The organism is Oceanimonas smirnovii ATCC BAA-899 (genome assembly GCF_000381965.1).
GTDB lineage: Bacteria > Pseudomonadota > Gammaproteobacteria > Enterobacterales > Aeromonadaceae > Oceanimonas > Oceanimonas smirnovii.
Map to the genome: position 1 here is coordinate 239,220 of NZ_KB908454.1, position 18,365 is coordinate 257,584.

The window sequence follows — 18,365 nt, forward strand, 5'->3', positions numbered from 1 at the left end:
ACATTCTTTCAACCCCACTTGGCACTATGCTGCTTTCAGCCGGCAAAACGTCGCTTTTACCCGGCGTTTGTCCGGCAGCGTGAAAATGAGGTAACAGTGGACAAGTTCGACCAGAAAATTCTGTCTTTGCTCACGGAAAACGCCCGCATGGCGGTGGCCAGCATTGCCCGTGAGGTAAACCTGTCGCGTTCGGCGGTGTCGGAGCGCATCAAGAGCCTGGAAGAGCGGGGCATTATCAAGGGGTATCATGCCCGGGTGGGGCAGCCCAAGGGCGTGGTGCGGGCTTATTTTGCCCTTTGTTATCATGTGCGCCAGTGCGAGCAATATGCCGAGCCGCTGCGGGCCGTGCCGGAAATTAAGCTGTGCTACACCATCAGCGGCGAAACCGACATGCTGGTGTATGTGGAAGCCGAGTCAATGGAGCGGCTGGATGCCATTCGCCATATTATTGAGCACACACCTCATATTAAAACGGTGCGCACTCACATGATTTTGGGCGAAGTGATTAATACCCTGTCTTAAGGCCGTTTTATGTTTATTTGCAAAGCGCATTGGCTGGGCCGGTTATTTAACCATCCGTTTGTGGCGGTAACTGCTTCGGCGCACGGTCCGGTGTTACATCTTAAGGATGAGCAGCATGCACTGGGCTGGCATGAGCTGCTGGCCCCGCCGCAGCTGGAGCAGGGGCGGTTGTTTCGCCAGCTGGTGCTGGACTGCCACGACGGCCAGCTGGTGTGCGCCTGGCTGCCTGCTGCCCGGGCCGGTGCGCTGGCACAACAGCTGGCGCTGGGCTGGTTTGAGTTTCACGGGGCGCGGGTGCTGCCGCTGGCGGAGCGCTGCCTGGCGCTGCTGGAAATGGGTTATTTGCGCTATTCCCGCTGGCAGCAGCTGAAGCTGTGGCTTGAAGACGAGCCGGTGCAGTGGCATGCCTTTACCCTGCCCGAGGGCCTGAGTGACCGTGTGTATGCGGCCTTTGAGCTGGTGGCCACCCTGCAGCAGGCAAATGACGACTGGCGTGAGCAGTGCACAGAGGAATATTGCCAGCAGGCGCTGAGAGAGCATAAAACGCTGTTTGATACTCTGGAGGCCCATCCGCTGACGGCTGCCCAGCGTCTGGCCTGCGTGACCGATGAAGATCATAACCTGGTGCTGGCCGGCGCCGGCTGCGGCAAAACCAGCGTGATGGCGGCGCGCACCGCGTTTTTGCTGGCATCCCATCAGGCCGATGCTCATGAGGTGCTGCTGCTGGCCTTTGGCAATGAGGCGGCGGCAGAAATGCGCCAGCGCCTGCCCGAACATGCCCGTGGTGTGCAGGTAAGCACCTTTCATGCCCTTGGGCTGAATATTATTACGCAGGCCACGGGGCGGGCTCCGGCACTGAGCGAGCTGGCCGGTAATGAGCAGCACAAACAGCGTGTGTTTGCCCGCTGGCTGGAGCAACTGGCCGGGGATGAAAGCTATGGCGTGCGCCTGCTGGCCTGGCTGCGCCAGCATCGTTTTCAGACGGTGCCAACCCCCGATTTTGCCCGCCTGGCCCGGGAGTGGGCCCCCCTGGTGGCGGCGCTTAAACTGTATGGCGCGCCCGAGCAGTTAACCCCGGAACAGGCTGAGCAGCTGGCACTGGTGCGGCCCTTGCTGGCGCGCTATCAGCAGCATTTATGCGAGCATAACGAAATTGACTTTGATGACATGATAGAGCAGGCCGCCGAGCTGGTGTACAGCGGCCGTTTTGTGGTGCCCTGGCGGCATGTGCTGGTGGATGAGTTTCAGGATATTTCTGAGCACAGGGCCGGCCTGCTGCTGGCACTGCGCAAGGCTGCCCCCGGGCTGGCACTGTTTTGCGTGGGCGACGACTGGCAGGCCATTTATCGCTTCACCGGGGCGGATGTGTCTGTGACCACCGGCTTTGCCGACTTTTTTGGAGCCAGTGCAGTAACGGCCCTTGATACTACCTTTCGTTTTAATAACGTGATTGAAAAGGTGGCCAGCCGCTTTGTTACCCGCAATCCGCAGCAGTTGCCCAAAACCCTGAGCACCCTTACCCGCACTGAAGGCCCCTGTGTGCATGTGCTGCCGGTTACGGCCGATAACACCATGGATGCCGTGGCCCGCCTGCTGGGGCAAATTGCGGCGCAGCGGCCCGAGGCGAGTGTGTATGTGCTGTCTCGCTTTCGCTTTAGCCTGCCCGATGATGATCTGCTGGCCGGCTGGCGCAAACGCTTTGCCGGCCTGACCCTGAACGCCCAGACCCTGCACGGTGCCAAGGGCAAAGAGGCTGACTGTGTGATTGTGCTGGGCCTTGCCCGCGGCCACTACGGCTTTCCGCCTGAGAAAAAGCAGGCATCTTTGCTGGATGCACTGCTGCCCGCCGAAGAAGATTTTCCTCACGCCGAAGAGCGCCGGCTGTTTTATGTGGGCCTGACCCGCGCCCGCGAGCAGGTATTTCTGCTGGCCGACAGCCAACTGCCGTCACCTTTTGTAAAGGAGCTGCTGGAAGGCGGATATTCGGGAGTAAGCCGGTGGAAGTAATTAGCCCCTCTCCCTTTCAAGGGGGAGGTTGGGAGGGGGTTTTCTCTCTTAGGGGGTTGTTGAAGAACGCACATATTCCATAATCACGGCCATCACGCCATCCAGATTCTGCATGACTTCCAGATTGGTAAACCGAAGCACATCAATACTCAAGCGGGATAAGTACAACGTTCTTTGCTGATCGTAGGCCAGCGCTGCTTCATTCAAAAAGTGGCTGTCACCATCAATTTCCAGTACCAGTTTTAAGCTTGGGCAGTAAAAATCAACGATATAGGGGCCAATGCCGTGCTGCCGCCGGAATTTGACGCCGGTTTGCCCGGCTCTGAGTTGCTGCCAGAGTATTCGTTCCGGTGCTGTCATTTCTTGCCGCAGTGCCCTGCGAAAGGGCAGCTGGGATTTGCGGTTGAAGGTGGTGCTCATGGGAATAGTGTAGTGGAACCTGAAGCAAACCCCTCCCTAGCCCTCCCCTTGAAAAGGGGAGGGAACAGTATGTGCTTCTCTCTCTTTTAAGGGGAGGCCGCTGTTTTGCTCCTCCCCCTTTTCAAGGGGGAGGGTGGGAGGGGGTTGAAGGCAAACCCCACCCTGACCCTTCACCTTGGAAAGGGGAGGGAACAGTATGTGCTCCTCTCCCCCTTGTTAAGGGTGAAGGCAGGGAGGGGGTGTCTGTAATCATTTCTTTACACCTTCATTTCCTCCCCGGCTTCATTCTTCATCCCCGCCTCTATACTTAATCCGCCATGTTCGGGTGAGGAGGGCGTTATGGCGGCGAGTAACAATAATCTGTGGGAAAACCCGCTGGGCACTGACGGCTTTGAGTTTGTGGAATATGCCTCCACCGAGCCCGAGCGGCTGGCGCAGTTGTTTGAGCGGCTCGGGTTTGTGGCGGTATCGCGCCATCGCAGCAAAAATGTGACCCTGTATCGTCAGGGCGATATCAACTTTATTCTGAATGCCGAGCCCGACAGCCAGGCGGCGCGCTTTGCGCGGGAGCATGGCCCTTGTGCCAATGCCATGGCCTTTCGTGTGAAAGACGCAGCGGCGGCCATTCGCCGGCTGCAGGCCGACGGAGCCAAAGTTGTGCCGTCTGGTGCCGGCCCCATGGAGTTGCAGATCCCGGCCATTGAAGGCATAGGCGGCTCGCTTATTTATCTGGTAGACAGATACGGTGATCACAGCATTTATGATGTGGATTTTCGCCCCATTGAGGGCGTGGAGCGCCACCCGAAGGGCGTGGGGCTGACCTGCATTGATCACCTTACTCATAATGTGGCCCGCGGCCATATGGACACCTGGTCCGGGTTTTATCAGCGGCTGTTTAATTTTCGCGAAATTCGCTATTTCGATATTGAAGGCAAGCTTACCGGGCTGCGCTCCCGGGCCATGACCAGCCCCTGCGGCAAAATTCGTATTCCCATTAATGAGTCTTCCGACGAGCACAGCCAGATTGAGGAGTTTTTGCGCCAGTATAAAGGCGAGGGCATTCAGCATATTGCTCTGGGCACCGGGGATATTTACCGCACGGTAGAGCAGCTGCGCGCCGGCGGCATGAGCTTTATGAGCACGCCCGACACTTACTATGAGCGTCTGAATGATCGCCTGCCCGGCCATGGTGAGGATGTGGCGCGCTTGCAACGCAATCGCATTTTAATGGACGGTGCGCCTACTCAGGGGCAGGGGCTCTTGCTGCAGATTTTTACCGATACCGTGATTGGCCCCATTTTCTTTGAAATTATTCAGCGCAAGGGCAACGAGGGCTTTGGTGAAGGTAATTTTCAGGCGCTTTTTGAGTCTATTGAGGAGGATCAGATACGCAGAGGGGTGCTGAAGGCGGATTAGTCTTCATTTTTTAATCCGATCCGTTTTTTATTTGAACGTAAGGTGGCAAAATAGCAGGACATGCTGTCAGCCATTCTTTACACCTTTAGCCGGGGTGGCTGATGATGCCAACAGGCTAAAACGAAAAACGGAGTGGGTGTGGTTAACAGTGTAAAGGGAGCCGGTGCCAGTCCGGCTCAGTGGTCCAGCCGGTTCGCTTTTATTATGGCGGCGGTGGGCTCGGCCGTGGGGCTTGGCAATATCTGGAAGTTTCCTTACATCACCGGCGAAAACGGCGGCGGTGCCTTTGTGCTGGTATATCTGGCCTGCATTGCCGTTATCGGCATTCCCATCATGATGGCAGAGGTAATGCTGGGCCGGCGCGGCGGCAAAAGCCCTATTGGCACCATGCAGGTGCTGGCTCAGGCCGAGGGCAAGTCTCGTGGCTGGGTGGGCATTGGCATTCTGGCCACTGTGGCCTCGTTTTTGATCCTGTCGTTTTACAGCGTGATTGCCGGCTGGACCATGCCCTATATCGTGTCGGCGGCCAGCGGTGAGCTGAGCAACATCAGTGCTGAACGCTCGGGTACCTTGTTTGATAACCTGCTGGCGTCGCCGGGGCAGCTGTTGCTGTGGCACTCGGTATTTATGGGGTTAACCGTGCTGGTGTCGGCGGGCGGTGTGCGCCATGGTCTGGAGCGGGCGGTAACCAAGCTGATGCCGGCGCTGTTTGTGCTGCTGCTGATCCTGGTGGGTTATGCCACCACCACCGGGCATTTTGGTGAGGCGGTGGGCTTTTTGTTCCGGCCCGATTTTTCCAGCCTGACCGCCGAGGCGGTGCTGGTGGCGCTGGGCCATGCCTTTTTTACCCTGAGTCTGGCCAGCGGTGCCATGATGGCTTACGGCGCTTATCTCAACAAAAATGTGTCGATTGTGCGCACTTCCTTTACCGTGGCCATTCTTGATACCTGTGTGGCTCTGCTGGCGGGCCTGGCCATTTTTCCGGTGGTGTTTGCTAACGGTCTTGAAGCGGGTGCGGGGCCCGGTTTGATTTTTGTGACCCTGCCGGTGGCCTTTGGCCAGATGCCCGGCGGCAGCTTTTTTGCCCTGCTGTTTTTTGTGCTGCTGTTGTTTGCGGCCTGGAGTTCGTCTATTTCCATGCTGGAGTCGATGGTCAGCCACCTGCATGAGCGGGGCATCAGCCGGGTGAAAGCAGCCATTGGCGGCGGTGTTGTGGCCTGGCTGATTGGTATTACTACGCTGCTGTCGTTGAATATGTGGTCTGACTTTGCGCCGCTCAGCATGTTTGAGCGCTTTGAAGGCAAGACACTGTTTGATTTGTACGACTATTTTACCGCCAACATCATGATGCCGCTGTGTGCGTTTCTTACCGCCATTTTCGCCGGCTGGGTAATGAAGCCGGCACACTCCGCCGCCGAGCTTGGCCAGCGCTGGCACGGCATTTGGTATGGCGTGATGCGCTATCTTACTCCCATTGCAGTGCTGATCGTGTTTTATACCAATTTGGGGTAAAGCTGGGGAGGTGTGAAGAGGGAGTAGTGACGAGTAGGTGAGGTGTGAAGAGGGAATAGTGAAGGGGCAGGGTAGTGAGCAGGGATGTGTGAAGATCTCCTCCCCCTTTTTTAAGGGGGAGGCAGGGAGGGGGTGAAGCAAACCCCACCCTGGCCCTCCCCTTAAAAAGGGGAGGGAATCTATGTGCCCCACTCCCTATCTCTTTAAACCTGAAACTTTTTCACCAGTTGGTTGAGTTGTTCGGCCAGGCGGGCCAGATCATTGCTGGAGGCGTTGGTCTGGTTGGCTCCGGCTGCTGTTTGCACCGACAGATCCCGAATATTGACCAGGTTGCGGTCTACTTCCCGCGAGACCGAGGCCTGCTCTTCGGCGGCGCTGGCAATGGTCTGGTTTTGTTCGTTTATCTGCATAATGGCTTCGGCAATCAGCTCCAGGGCTTCGCCGGCTTCCAGTGCAATTTGCCGGGTCTGGGCGCTGCGCTCGGTGCTGACCTGAATGGCGTTTACCGTGTCGTTGGTTTCGCCCTGAATGGCGTGCATCATGGCCTCAATTTCTTTGGTGGAGTCCTGAGTGCGGTGCGCCAGTGCGCGTACTTCGTCGGCCACCACGGCAAAGCCGCGGCCCGACTCACCGGCCCGGGCGGCTTCAATGGCGGCGTTCAGCGCCAGCAGGTTGGTTTGCTCGGCAATGCCGCGGATCACATCCAGCACGGTGCCAATGTCGCGCACCCGGGTTGCCAGGCTTTCTACCCCATGGCGGGTATTGGTAATTTCCTGCTCCAGCTCTGCCACCGTATTAATGGTGTGAGAAACCTTGTCGCGGCCAATGCGGGCCTTGTCGTCGGCGGTGTCTGAGTTCTGTGAGGTAGCGGCGGCATTGCGGGCCACTTCTTCCACGGCAGAGGTCATTTCGTTAACGGCGGTGGCGGCCTGCTCCAGTTCATCGCTTTGTTGCTGCAGGGTGCGGGTAGACTGATCCGTGACCACATTGAGCTCTTCGGCGGTGGAGGCCAGCTGGTTGGATGAGTCATTAATTTCCACTATGGTCTGCTTGAGCCGTTGCTGCATGTCCCGCAGGGCACGAATCATGTCGCCGGCTTCGTCGTTGGCATCGTCATTAAACTGGCTGGTGAGGTTGCCGGATGCGATGGTGCGGCTGACCTCTACCGCCTTGCGAATGGGCAGCAGCAGGCTGCGGCTGAACAACAGGGCCAGCACTATCACCAGGGCAATGGCCACCAGAATGGCGACCACCATAATGGTGCTGGATGAAGAAATCATGTTATTGGTGACGGCGGCGGCGGTGTTGGCCCGGGTTCTCTGATCTGCGCCCAGCTCATTCAGATAATTGGTAACCTGCAGTCCGGTGCCGTCAAAGTCCTGATAACGGAACTGCTCTGCCAGCTCCAGCTGGCCGGCGTTGATCATGCCAATAAGCCGTTGTTGCAGCTGATCATATTTTTCTTTGCTGGCGCTGATATCGGCCATCAGCCGGCTGCCTGTTTCCGACTCGATATAACTGCTCATTTCCTGCATATTGCTTTGAAAACTGGACTCCAGCTCCTGCAGCCGGGAAAGGGCATTCTGGCGGCGCTGGGGCGTGTCGGCATAGAGGGCGTTAAGGGTGTAAAGCCGGATTAACAGAAAATCCCGGCGTATTTCACCCACCTTGATGGCGGCGGGAATGCGCCGGTCGGCCATGATGTTGACTTCATCGCCTACACGGCTGAATTGCAGTATGGCGGTTAACCCGAGCAGCAGGGTAACAAGACCCAGGGCGCTGAACGACAGAACCGAACGGGGGCCAATTTTCAGTTTTCTCAGCATGGTGTTGCCTCTTTATTTGATAATGGCGCGCATCATGACAGTGCTGTTGCACTGTCTTTTTGCGAAGGATCAATAAAGGCAGTATAGGCACCAAAATGGTTTCATAGGGAACTTGAATACAGCTCTGAGTAAACCTTAACCCGGCGTCTGCAGGCCGTATCTTTCTATTTTCTTCAGCAGCCCCTGGCGGGACAGGCCCAGCGCCTGGGCGGCGTGAGTGCGGTTGTTGTCGTGGCTGGCCAGGGCGTTGGTGATCAGGGTGATTTCCAGTGCCCGCACCTGGGCATCAAGAGTGTCGCCGGCGGGAAGCACCGAAAACGGGCTGCTGTTTCTGGCATCCGGATACAAGAGGGCAATGTCGTCCAGGGTGATAACCCCGCCCTGCGCAATGGCCGCCACGCTGTCCAGGGTGCTTTTCAGCTCGCGCACATTGCCCGGCCAGCGCCGCTGAATAAACCAGTTAAAGGCGGCGGTGTCGGGGTGCAGCGGTGGCCGGCCGCTGCCCTGGGCCTGTAGTTCCAGAAAGTGGCTGATCAGCAGCGGAATGTCTTCCGGGCGCTGATCCAGTGCCTGGGTTTCTATGGTCACGCCCTTGATGCGGTAGAACAAGTCTTCCCGGAATTCGCCGCTGGCCACTTTATCGGGCAGGCTGGCGTTAGTGGCGGAAATAAGCCGGACGTTAATGGTTTCAAGCTCACGCCCGCCCACCGGATAAAAGCTGCCTTCCTGCAGTACTCTCAGCAGTTTTACCTGCATAGCCAGGGGCATATCGCCAATTTCATCCAGAAACAAGGTGCCGCCGTCGGCCAGCTTGAGCAGGCCGGCCTTGTTGCGATCGGCCCCGGTAAAGGCCCCTTTGGTATGGCCGAACAGCTCGCTTTCCAGCAGCTCGGCAGGAATGGCCCCGCAGTGCACGGAAATAAAAGGGCCATGAGCCCGGCTGCTGAGATCATGAATGGCGCGGGAGATCACTTCCTTGCCGGTGCCGGACGGGCCGGTGACCAGCACCCGTACATCGGTGGGAGCAATGCGGCTGACCAGCGCCCGTGTGTTGTTCATGGCCGGTGAAGCCCCAATCAGGGTGGTAATGGGGTGCTGTTTGCTGATGCGGGTTTTCAGGCTGTTGAGTTCGCGCACCAGCTGATGCTTGGTAATGGCCCGGCGGATCACCACTGCCAGCAGATCCGGATCCATGGGTTTGGCCAGCAGATCCCAGGCTCCCTGGCGCAGGGCTTCCAGTGCCAGTTCGCGCTCGCCGTGACCGGTCAGAATGATCACCGGTCTGTCGGTAAATTCCGGCAGCGCGGCCAGCGTCTGGCGCGGATCAAAGGCTGGCGGCATAGAAAGATCCAGCAGGATCAAGTCGGCATCCACCCTGGTGAGCAGCTCACGCAGATCATCCAGGCTGGCCCCTGTGTGCACTTCATAGCCCTCAGCCTGCAGCCATTGGCTGCTCAGGGTGCGAAAGGCGGGTTCGTCGTCAATTACCACAATGCGGGCGTTGCTCATGATGCGGGCTCCTCGGGAAAATAAAGCATAAAGCTCACCGGCCAGCCGGCGTTGTTATCAAACTGAATATGACCGCCGTGGGCCTCCATAATGCGCTGCACTATGGCCAGCCCCAGACCGCTGCCGCCGGGACGGTGGCTGACAAAAGGCCGGAACAGTCTGGCCTGCATATCGGGGGGAATGGCCGGGCCGTTGTTATGCAGCCACAGCTCGCCCGCCGACGTGCCGGCCGCCAGCACAATGCGGCCATCCGGCTGGTTGCGCACAAACGACAGGGCGTTATCCAGCAGGTTGGTCAGCACTTGCTGCAGGCGGTAAGGATCGGCAAACACCTGATAGTCATCGGGCAGCGTCAGCTCAAGCTGCACGTCTTGCCAGTCGAACTGGGGCCTGAGGCTGTGCAGCAGCGGCAGCAGCGGCACGGCTCTGGGCTGAATATGCAGCTGACCGGAATAGGCCAGCATGTCTACTATCAGCCGGTCGGCGCGTTTGAGCTGATCCTGAATCATGGCTTTGCGCTCGGCTTCCAGGCCGGCAGTGGCCATGGAAATAATATTAAGCGGGTTGCGCAGCTCATGGGCCATGGCCGCTGACAGACCGCCCAGCTCTACCAGATGCTGCTCTGATACCCGCTTGCGCTCGGCTTCGGCCAGCTGCAGCGAGCGTTCCAGCAGGCCACAGCGGGTGGCCAGCAAGGAGCCGAACACTTCGGCGGTAAGACGCATGCCCGGTGTGACATCATCAAAGCCCTTAAGCCGGAACTGCCAGTCTTGCTTATGATGCAGGCACCACAGCTCCAGCCCCGGGCCGGGCTCAAAGCGGGGAGCTGTGGTGAGCAGCCGCACGGTCACCGGCTGACCCATTTGCCGGGCCAGCAGCTGCTCGGCTTCCCGGGCCAGCGAGTGCCAGCTGTCGGTGTCTCTTAACTGTGCCAGCCAGGTGTCGAGCAGCTGCTCGTCAAGCCGGCTGCCCGGATAAATTAACCGCTCCACCAGGGCACTGACCGGGCGGTACAGGGCCAGCGCCAGCATCAGCAGCAGCAACGAATACAGCCACAGCTGCCACTGCGGCACCGCCGCCAGCGCCTGCATGCCCAGCTGGCCGGCCATGGCGCTGAACAGCGCCATCAGCCCCAGCAGCAGAGCCGTCATTAAAATCCACAGCAGGGCGCGGTTGGCCCAGGCATTGACCTCCAGCATCTGATAGCGCACCACCCCGTAGACCAGCAGCAGCACATAGCTTGGCAACAGCAGCATGGGCCAGGGATACCAGTAGAGCCCCAGTGACGGAAAGATAAAACTGGTGGCCAGCAGCAGGCCCCAGGCACCAGCGGCAAACATGGCGGCAATGGAGCGGCGGCGGTTGCCCTGCTGGCGTATAAACCCCCACAGCAGCAGCGCATGGGCCAGCATGCCGATAAAAATGGTATAGCCAATGTTGAACCAGCCACTGCCGCGAAACACAAAATAATGCTCAAAGGGGCCAAAGGCGATAATGCTGCCGCCCCCCAGCCACAGGGTGCCGAGGCTGACCAGCACGGCGGTGACATAAAGCAGACCGCGAAAGCGCGCCAGCCGGCTCAGCCAGACGCGCCGGGCCGGCCCCTGGTTAACAAAGCCAATGGCAAAGTCGAGAAAAAAGGTGGGCATGAGCGGGTTGGCCAGGATCAGCGCCATGCCGGTGGTGTACCAGCCATAAAACACCGCCACATGGCCGGCACACCAGAGCGCCATCATAACGCCAAAGCCGGCCAGGGCCTTCATGCTGCGCTGGCGGCGGGCCCGCCAGAACAGCCAGGCCGACACCAGCAGGGCACAGCCACTGGTGAGCATCATCATGAGTTCAAAGGCAAATTCCAGTGGCATAACAGCAAGTCCGGTGTAAATAAGGTTGACACTTGGGGCGCGAAAAACTGTAAACCTTGTTGTCGGTTAATACAAATTTTGCGCGCTTTTTTGACTCAGAACAAGGAGAGGCTGAGTTGCTGAGGGAGTGGCATGGTTTGTGCTAGTTAAGGGTAACCAGACTAACGAGTGAGCAATATAACCATGAACCTGATCACCCTGATAATGGAATTTTCCGCTATTGTTATCGTTCTTCTTATGGCGGGCCTGCCTGCACTGGTTCGCCGCCAGCTGGTCCGATAAGGAGGATCCATGGAGCTTGATGCCGCCATACTGTCGCGAATACAGTTCGCGTTTACTGTCAGTTTTCACATTATTTTTCCTGCCATTACCATTGGTCTGGCCACGGCCATTGCCATCTGGGAAGGGCTCTGGCTGAAAACCCGCAATCCGGTTTACTTTCAATTAGCCAAGTTCTGGATTAAACCCTTTGCCATCACCTTTGGCATGGGGGTGGTAAGCGGCATAGTGCTGTCTTATGAATTCGGGACCAACTTTTCCCGCTTCTCCGAAATTACCGGTGCCGTGCTGGGGCCGTTAATGGCTTATGAAGTGCTGACCGCCTTCTTTCTGGAAGCGGGGTTTCTCGGTATTATGCTGTTTGGCTGGCAGCGGGTAGGGGAAAAACTGCACTTTTTTGCCACCTGTGTGGTAGCGGTGGGCACCTGGATCTCGGCCTTCTGGATTATTGTGGCCAACTCCTGGATGCAGACGCCGGCCGGCTATGAGCTGGTAGATGGTCGTTTTGAGGTGGCCAGCTGGATGGAGGTGATTTTTAACCCGTCCATGCCTTACCGGCTGTCTCATATGCTGCTGGCATCCATGCTGACCGCCACTTTTGTGATTGGTGGTGTCAGTGCCTGGTATCTGTTTAAAAAGCGGGATCTGGCCTTTGGCCGCAAGGGCCTGTCCATGGCGCTGTGGGCGGCGCTGCTGCTGGCTCCGGTGCAGGCGGTGGTGGGTGATTTTCACGGTTTGAATGTAAAAGAGCATCAGCCCATTAAACTGGCGGCCATGGAGGGCATCTGGCCCGAGACCGAAACCGGCGCGCCCTTGCTGCTGTTTGCCTGGCCCGATATGGAAGCCGAGACCAACCACTTTGAGATTAAAATTCCCAAGCTGGCGTCCTTGATCCTCACTCATGATGCCGACGGCGAGCTGCAGGGGCTCAAGTCGGTGGCCGCCGAAGACAGACCCCATGTGCCGCTGGTGTTCTTTTCGTTCCGCATTATGGTGGGGCTGGGTGTGCTGATGATAGTGGCCGCCTTGTGGGGCCTGTGGCTGCGCCGCAGCAATGGCAACTTTCAGAGCCGGCCCTTTCAGTGGCTGATGATGCTGATGATTCCCTCTGGCGTGATTTCTACCCTGGCCGGCTGGTATGTGGCCGAGGTGGGCCGTCAGCCCTGGCTGGTGCATGGTCTGGTGCGCACCATGGATGTGGTGTCGCCGTTGCCGCCGGAGCGTATTCTGTTCTCGCTGACCCTGTTTGTATTGACCTACAGCCTGCTGTTTTGCGTGTATCTCTATTTTATGGCCAAGCTGATACGCAAGGGGCCGCCGGATATGGCGCGCCTGGAGCAGCACATGATAGGCGTAAATGCCCCCGGCTTTGCCCTGGAGTGGGTGAAGAAACTGCAACGTGACGTGGTGGAGAACTGATATGGATCTGGCGCTGTTTTATTATTTGCTGCTGGGCTTTGCCGTACTCATGTATGTGGTGCTGGACGGCTTTGATCTGGGCCTGGGCATTGTGTATCCCTGGTTTCGCAGCGAAAACGAGCGGGATCATATGATGCGCTCTATTTCCCATGTGTGGGACGGTAACGAAACCTGGCTGGTATTTGGCGGTGTGGTGCTGTTTGCGGCTTTTCCCGCCGCTTATGCGGGGGTGCTGTCTACCTTGTATACCCCCATTATTATTATGCTGATTGGCCTGATATTTCGTGGGGTGGCCTTTGAGTACCGCTTTAAATCCAACCGCTCCAAGCCCTGGTGGGACAAGTCGTTCTGGCTGGGCTCTACGGTAGCCACCTTTTGTCAGGGGGCCATTCTGGGCTCTGTGGTGCAGGGCGTAGACGCCGCACCCGCCGAGCTGAGCGCCCTGGCCTGGCTCAGCCCGTTCAGCATTTTTACCGGTTTTGCACTGATGGTGGCTTATGCGCTGCTGGCCTGTTGTTATCTGGTGCTGAAAAGCCGCGGGCAAATGCTGGCCCGGGCGGCGCATCTGGGACGCAGGCTGGTGATCATGATTATGGCCATACTGCTGGTGCTGAGCCTGTGGATGGTGCTGGCCAACGAGGAAGTGAGCGCTCGCTGGTTTGACGGCCTTAACCTGTTGTGGCTGTCTCCGCTGCCGCTGCTGAGTGCGCTGCTGGGTGTGCTGCTGTACCGGGATCTTGACGGTAAACCCCATGAAACCCGGCCGTTCTGGCTGGCCTGCGGCCTGTTTGTGATGGGCTTTGCGGGGCTGGTGGTGAGCCTGTTCCCTTATCTTATTCCCCATCAGCTGACCTTTGCCCAGGCCAGTGCGCCTGATACCAGCCTTAAGTTCCTGCTGCCGGGGGTGCTTATTTTTCTGCCGCTGATCTGTGCCTATACCCTGTGGGGTTACCGCATCTTCTCGGGCAAGGTAGAAGACTTTGAGGAAGGTTACTGATGGCCGGCAAGAAAAGCTGGCTGTGGTTTGCCGGCCTTTATCTTGCCGGGGTGGCAGTGCTTACTGTGGTGGGCATGGCCCTGAGGTGGCTGCTGGGAATCTAGCCGGCACTGAGCATAACAAACGACCCGTACGGGTCGTTTTTGTTTGGGGCGCAGGTTAAGATGCACTCACTATTATGTGCCTGCAAGAAGTCAGCCCGGGATATCAAACATGAACCATAAAGCCCCCCTGCCCGCGAATGAACTGCACCGGCTCGACAGTCTGCATCAGTTGCATTTGCTTGATACGCCGCCGGATCCTGAATTTGAACAGCTGGTAGAGCTGGCCTGTCTGTGCCTTGACACCCCCATGGCGGTGGTGTCGCTGCTGGATGAAAAACGCCAGTGGTTTCGTGCTCGCCGCGGGCTGGCGCTGCAGGAAACTCCCCGTGATATTGCTTTTTGCAACTGGGTGGTGTCTGGCGGCACCGCCCTGACCGTGACCGATGCTACCCGGGATGTACGTTTTGCCGGTAACCCTCTGGTAACCGGTGAGCCCGGACTGCGTTTTTATGCGGGCGTGCCGCTCTATCTTGAAGAGGGGCTGGTGGTGGGGGTGCTGGCGGTGCTGGATACCCGGCCCCGTGAGCTGAGCGTGAATGAGCAGCATCAGCTGGAATTGCTTGCCGGCCAGGCCCGGGCTTTGCTGCGCCTGAGCTGGAAGCGGCAACGGCTGCAGCAGCAAGGGCAGCTCAGTGCCAGCCGGCTGGCCCGTTATCAGGCGGTTATTCAGGGAGCGGCGGCAGGCATAGTGCGCATCGACGGCAGCGGCCGGATTCAGGAAATTAATGACTATGCCCTGAGTATGCTTGGTTATCAGCGCCATGAGCTGCTGGGGCAGAATGTCAGCCGGCTGATGCCGGCACAGTGGGCGGAACATCACGGGCAATATCTGCGTCACTACATTGACGGCGGAGAGGCAAGGGTGATTGGCAAGGGCCGTAAGGTAGCAGCGCTGCACCGGAACGGCCATCAGGTGCCGGTGCATCTGGCGGTGGGCGAGTCGCGCCCCGATGAACATAATGAGCCTGAATTTATCGGCATTCTGACCGATCTCAGTGAGATGCAGCAGGCCGAGCTGCGTGAGCAGCAGTCAGCCTTGCTGCTGGAGCGACAGCAGCGTTTGCTGAGTGTGCTGCACAAGGGGCTGACCGATTATCATGCGCTGATGTCGGGCAACCGTCTGTGGGCCTTTTTACAGGAAGCGCTGCGGGATCTTACCGGCAGTGAATATTCTCTTATCGGTGAGGTGCTGACGGCGGAAAACGCGCCGGCGCTGAAGGTGCACGCCATTACTGACTTATCCTGGAGTGAGGAGTCCCGCCAGCTGATGCTCAAGCTGCAGGCCGGAGAAATACTGCTGACCAATCCTCACAGTATGCTCGGCCAGGTGTTTGCCGGCGGCAAAACCGTGCTCAGCAACCGCATGAATGACGATGAGCGCCGGGGCGGTTTTCCGCCCGGGCATCCGCCTCTGCACAACTATCTGGGCGTGCCCATTTTTAATGAGGGTGAAGTGATTGGCATGTTTGCCATTGCCAATGGCCGCGCCGATTACAGCCGGGAGCTGGTGGCCTGGCTGGAGCCCTTTACCTCGACCTGTGCACTGCTGATCAACCTTTACCGTCAGCTTAACGAGCGGGAAGCCGTCACCGAGCAGTTGCGGCAGGCCCGGGATGAAGCCGAGCGTGCCAGCCGGGCCAAGACCGAATTTTTGTCGTCCATGAGTCATGAGCTGCGCACACCGCTAAATGCCATTATGGGCTTTGCCCAGCTGCTGCAGAATAACCGGCGGGCACCACTGGCAGAACGTCAGCTGCGTCAGGTGGAGCAGATTTATAAAAGCGGCAACCACTTGCTGAAGCTGATTAATGAGGTGCTTGATCTGGCGCGTATTGAAGCCGGCCGCATTGATATGTCGTTTGAGCCCATCGACATGGCGGATGTGGTGCGGGAGGTGTGCGACATTCTCTCTCCGGTGGCCCGGCAGCATCATGTTCAGCTGCTGGCGCAGACCGCCCGCTGCTGCACTGTGACCGCCGATTACACCCGGCTCAAACAGGTACTGATTAACCTTATTTCCAACGCCATTAAATATAACCGCCCGCAGGGGCAGGTGCATATCGGCTGTCATGCAGAGCAGCAACAGCTGCGTATTTCGGTACGGGATACCGGCCCGGGCATTGCTGCAGACAAGCTGGATCAGCTGTTTCAGCCTTTTAACCGGCTGGGGGCCGAGAATGGCGTGATTGAAGGAACCGGTGTCGGCCTGGCCCTGACCAAAAGCATTATTGAACAGATGCAGGGAAAGATAGGAGTGAACAGTGTGCCGGGGCAGGGATGCGAGTTCTGGTTCTGCCTGCCGCTGGCCGGGCCGGCGCAGCCAAAGCCGGCTGCCGCTGTGCTGCCCGGTGGTGAAGCGGCGGCCACCACGCTTAGACGGGTGCTGTATGTGGAAGATAATCCGGCTAATCAGCGGCTGCTGTGCGATTTTTTTGAGGATCTCGACGGCTTTGAGCTGGTCTGTGTGCATTCAGCCGAGCTGGCGTTTGAAATGGCCTGTGCCAGCCCGCCGGATCTGATCCTGATGGATATTCATTTGCCGGGCATGAACGGCATTGATGCCACCCGGTTGCTGGGGCGTCATCCGCGTACCCGTGCTGTGCCGGTGGTGGCGTTGTCTGCCAACGCCATGCCGGCACAAGTGCGTCAGGCAAATCAGGCCGGTTTCAGGGAGTATCTTACCAAGCCGGTGGACATGGCCCGGTTGCTGACCCTGCTGACTGAACTGACCGGAGAGCATTCATGACTGCTGCTGCTCCCGAGCATGGCGATGCTCATATTCTGGTGCTTGATGACAACCCGGTAAACGTTGAGCTGCTGCTGTGTCTGCTGGAAGATGAAGGCTACCGTCAGGTGCGTGGTGAAACGGATCCGCGCCGGCTGGCCCAGCTCATGAAGCAGCAGACGGTAGATCTGCTGTTGCTGGATATTCGTATGCCACACCTGAACGGCTATCAGATACTGGAATGGCTGCACAGTGAATGGGGCGAGCGGGCACCGCCGGTGATTGTGCTCAGTGCCCAGACCGATGCTCAGACCCGGCTGCAGGCGCTGGGCCTGGGCGCGCGGGATTTTCTGAACAAGCCGTTTGATCATCCTGAGGTGATGCAGCGCATTCGTAATACCCTGGAGTCTCATTTTTTGTTGCGTGAGCGCAGCGTCAGAGCGGCCTGTCTGGAAGACGAGGTGCGTCAGCGCACCAGTGAGCTGCACCGGCAGGCGATCAGCGATCCGGTTACCGGCCGGCTGAACCGGCGTGGTTTGCTGGAGCAGCTGCAGCGACGGGACGGGCATGATGTGGTGCTGTATTTTGTGGCCCTTGACGGCCTGGATGATATTGCCCGGCTGCACGGTTTGCGTGTGGCAGAAACTCTGAGCCGGGCACTGAGTGCCCGTTTGCAGGCATTGCTGAGCGGGCCGGAGTGGGTGTTTGGCCCCTGGAGCAGCAGCGAGTGGCTGGTGCTTGGCTTTGATGCGCCTGACAGCGCCGCTATTGCTCATCATGCCGGTGCCCTGCTGCACAGCCTTGCTCAGGGGGTGGAAGTAGAGCAGTTGCTGCTGCATCTGGATTGCCGGCTTGGCGTCAGTCACAGCGCCATGGTTTACGACAGTGCCGAGCATTTGATCCGGCAGGCAGCCATTGCGCTGCCGCAAAAGGCCGGTGAGTGGCAGTGTTTTGAGCCTGCGCTGGAGCAGCGGCTGCTGATCCTGAGCCGTTATCGTCAGGCCATGCGCACGGCTGCTGAGCAGGGTGAGCTGTTTTTGTTATATCAGCCCAAGGTCGCGCTGCATGATGAGCGTGTGGTCGGGGCCGAGGCCCTGTTACGCTGGATCAGCCCCGAATTTGGTTTTGTTTCGCCGGCCGATTTTATTCCCATTGCCGAGAGCAGCGGTGATATTTTGCGGCTGGGCGACTGGGTGATTGATACTGCCATCACACAGCTTGAGCAGTGGCTGGATCAGGGGGTGGTGCCGCCGGACTTTCGCGTGGCGGTCAACGTGGCTGCGCTGCAACTGATGCAGCCGGGCTTTGCCGACAGCCTGATCTCTCGCCTTGCCAAAAGCCGGCTGCCCCCGGCCGCAATAGAAATTGAAGTGACCGAGTCGGGGCTGATGCAGAATATGGAGCTGGCGCTGATACAGCTTAATCAGCTGGCGGCGGCAGGCATAGGCATTGCCATTGATGATTTTGGTACCGGTTATTCGTCTCTGGCTTACCTTAAGACCATGCCGGTGTCGGTACTGAAAATAGACCGGGCCTTTGTGGATGGTATGGACCGCGATTCACAGGTTCGCGGCCTGGCTCAGGCAGTGATCCAGATGGCCCGTATTCTGGGCTGCCAGACAGTGGCAGAAGGGGCGGAGCGCCCCGAGCATATCGCGTTGCTGAAAGCCATGGGGTGTACCCTGGTGCAGGGCTACTGGTATTCACCCCCGCTTAAACCCGACGCCTTTATTGAGTATTGCCAGAGCCAGAACGGGTAAAAAG

General features: G+C 58.4%; 12 protein-coding genes. 8 read left to right on the plus strand and 4 right to left on the minus strand.

Annotated features, from left to right (window positions below; translation table 11 throughout):
• Positions 1-96 precede the first annotated feature (96 nt).
• Complete coding sequence (locus G364_RS0101115) at positions 97-522, plus strand: Lrp/AsnC family transcriptional regulator (RefSeq protein WP_019933300.1); 426 nt, start codon at positions 97-99, stop codon at positions 520-522.
• Between the two features lie 9 nt (positions 523-531).
• Entirely contained in the window at positions 532-2,529 is a 1,998-nt protein-coding gene (locus G364_RS0101120) for a UvrD-helicase domain-containing protein (protein ID WP_019933301.1), read from the plus strand.
• Between the two features lie 48 nt (positions 2,530-2,577).
• Here the strand turns inward: G364_RS0101120 and G364_RS0101125 are convergent, their stop codons facing one another.
• Positions 2,578-2,949, minus strand: coding sequence for an endonuclease domain-containing protein (locus tag G364_RS0101125; RefSeq protein WP_019933302.1), 372 nt, complete (start codon positions 2,947-2,949; stop codon positions 2,578-2,580).
• A 339-nt stretch (positions 2,950-3,288) separates the two neighbouring features.
• Between G364_RS0101125 and hppD the strand changes: the two genes are divergently transcribed.
• On the plus strand, positions 3,289-4,365 hold the full coding sequence (hppD, locus tag G364_RS0101130) for a 4-hydroxyphenylpyruvate dioxygenase (protein WP_019933303.1): 1,077 nt from the start codon (positions 3,289-3,291) through the stop codon (positions 4,363-4,365).
• Positions 4,366-4,503: 138 nt separating this feature from the next.
• Positions 4,504-5,877, plus strand: a complete 1,374-nt coding sequence (locus tag G364_RS0101135; protein WP_019933304.1) for a sodium-dependent transporter — start codon at positions 4,504-4,506, stop codon at positions 5,875-5,877.
• Between the two features lie 203 nt (positions 5,878-6,080).
• On the opposite strand, the gene G364_RS0101140 is transcribed toward G364_RS0101135, so the two are convergent.
• The 3 genes from G364_RS0101140 to G364_RS0101150 form a co-directional block, all read right to left on the minus strand.
• Positions 6,081-7,703: a methyl-accepting chemotaxis protein gene (locus G364_RS0101140; protein WP_019933305.1), complete on the minus strand. Its 1,623-nt coding sequence runs from the start codon at positions 7,701-7,703 to the stop codon at positions 6,081-6,083.
• A 135-nt stretch (positions 7,704-7,838) separates the two neighbouring features.
• A complete protein-coding gene (locus G364_RS0101145) occupies positions 7,839-9,212 on the minus strand; it encodes a sigma-54-dependent transcriptional regulator (RefSeq protein WP_019933306.1) in 1,374 nt (457 codons plus the stop codon).
• A complete protein-coding gene (locus G364_RS0101150) occupies positions 9,209-11,077 on the minus strand; it encodes a sensor histidine kinase (protein WP_019933307.1) in 1,869 nt (622 codons plus the stop codon). The genes G364_RS0101145 and G364_RS0101150 overlap by 4 nt, the downstream gene beginning before the upstream one ends.
• A gap of 291 nt (positions 11,078-11,368) precedes the next feature.
• On the opposite strand from G364_RS0101150, the gene G364_RS0101155 reads away from it, so the two are divergent.
• The 4 genes from G364_RS0101155 to G364_RS0101175 all read left to right on the plus strand — a co-directional run bounded on the left by G364_RS0101155 (position 11,369) and on the right by G364_RS0101175 (position 18,361).
• Positions 11,369-12,775, plus strand: a complete 1,407-nt coding sequence (locus G364_RS0101155) for a cytochrome ubiquinol oxidase subunit I (RefSeq protein ID WP_019933308.1) — start codon at positions 11,369-11,371, stop codon at positions 12,773-12,775.
• Between the two features lies 1 nt (position 12,776).
• On the plus strand, positions 12,777-13,772 hold the full coding sequence (gene cydB, locus G364_RS0101160; RefSeq protein WP_019933309.1) for a cytochrome d ubiquinol oxidase subunit II: 996 nt from the start codon (positions 12,777-12,779) through the stop codon (positions 13,770-13,772).
• A gap of 213 nt (positions 13,773-13,985) precedes the next feature.
• Entirely contained in the window at positions 13,986-16,622 is a 2,637-nt protein-coding gene (locus G364_RS0101170) for an ATP-binding protein (RefSeq protein ID WP_019933311.1), read from the plus strand.
• A complete protein-coding gene (locus G364_RS0101175) occupies positions 16,619-18,361 on the plus strand; it encodes a putative bifunctional diguanylate cyclase/phosphodiesterase (RefSeq protein ID WP_019933312.1) in 1,743 nt (580 codons plus the stop codon). Before G364_RS0101170 ends, G364_RS0101175 begins: the two co-directional genes overlap by 4 nt.
• Positions 18,362-18,365 lie beyond the last annotated feature (4 nt).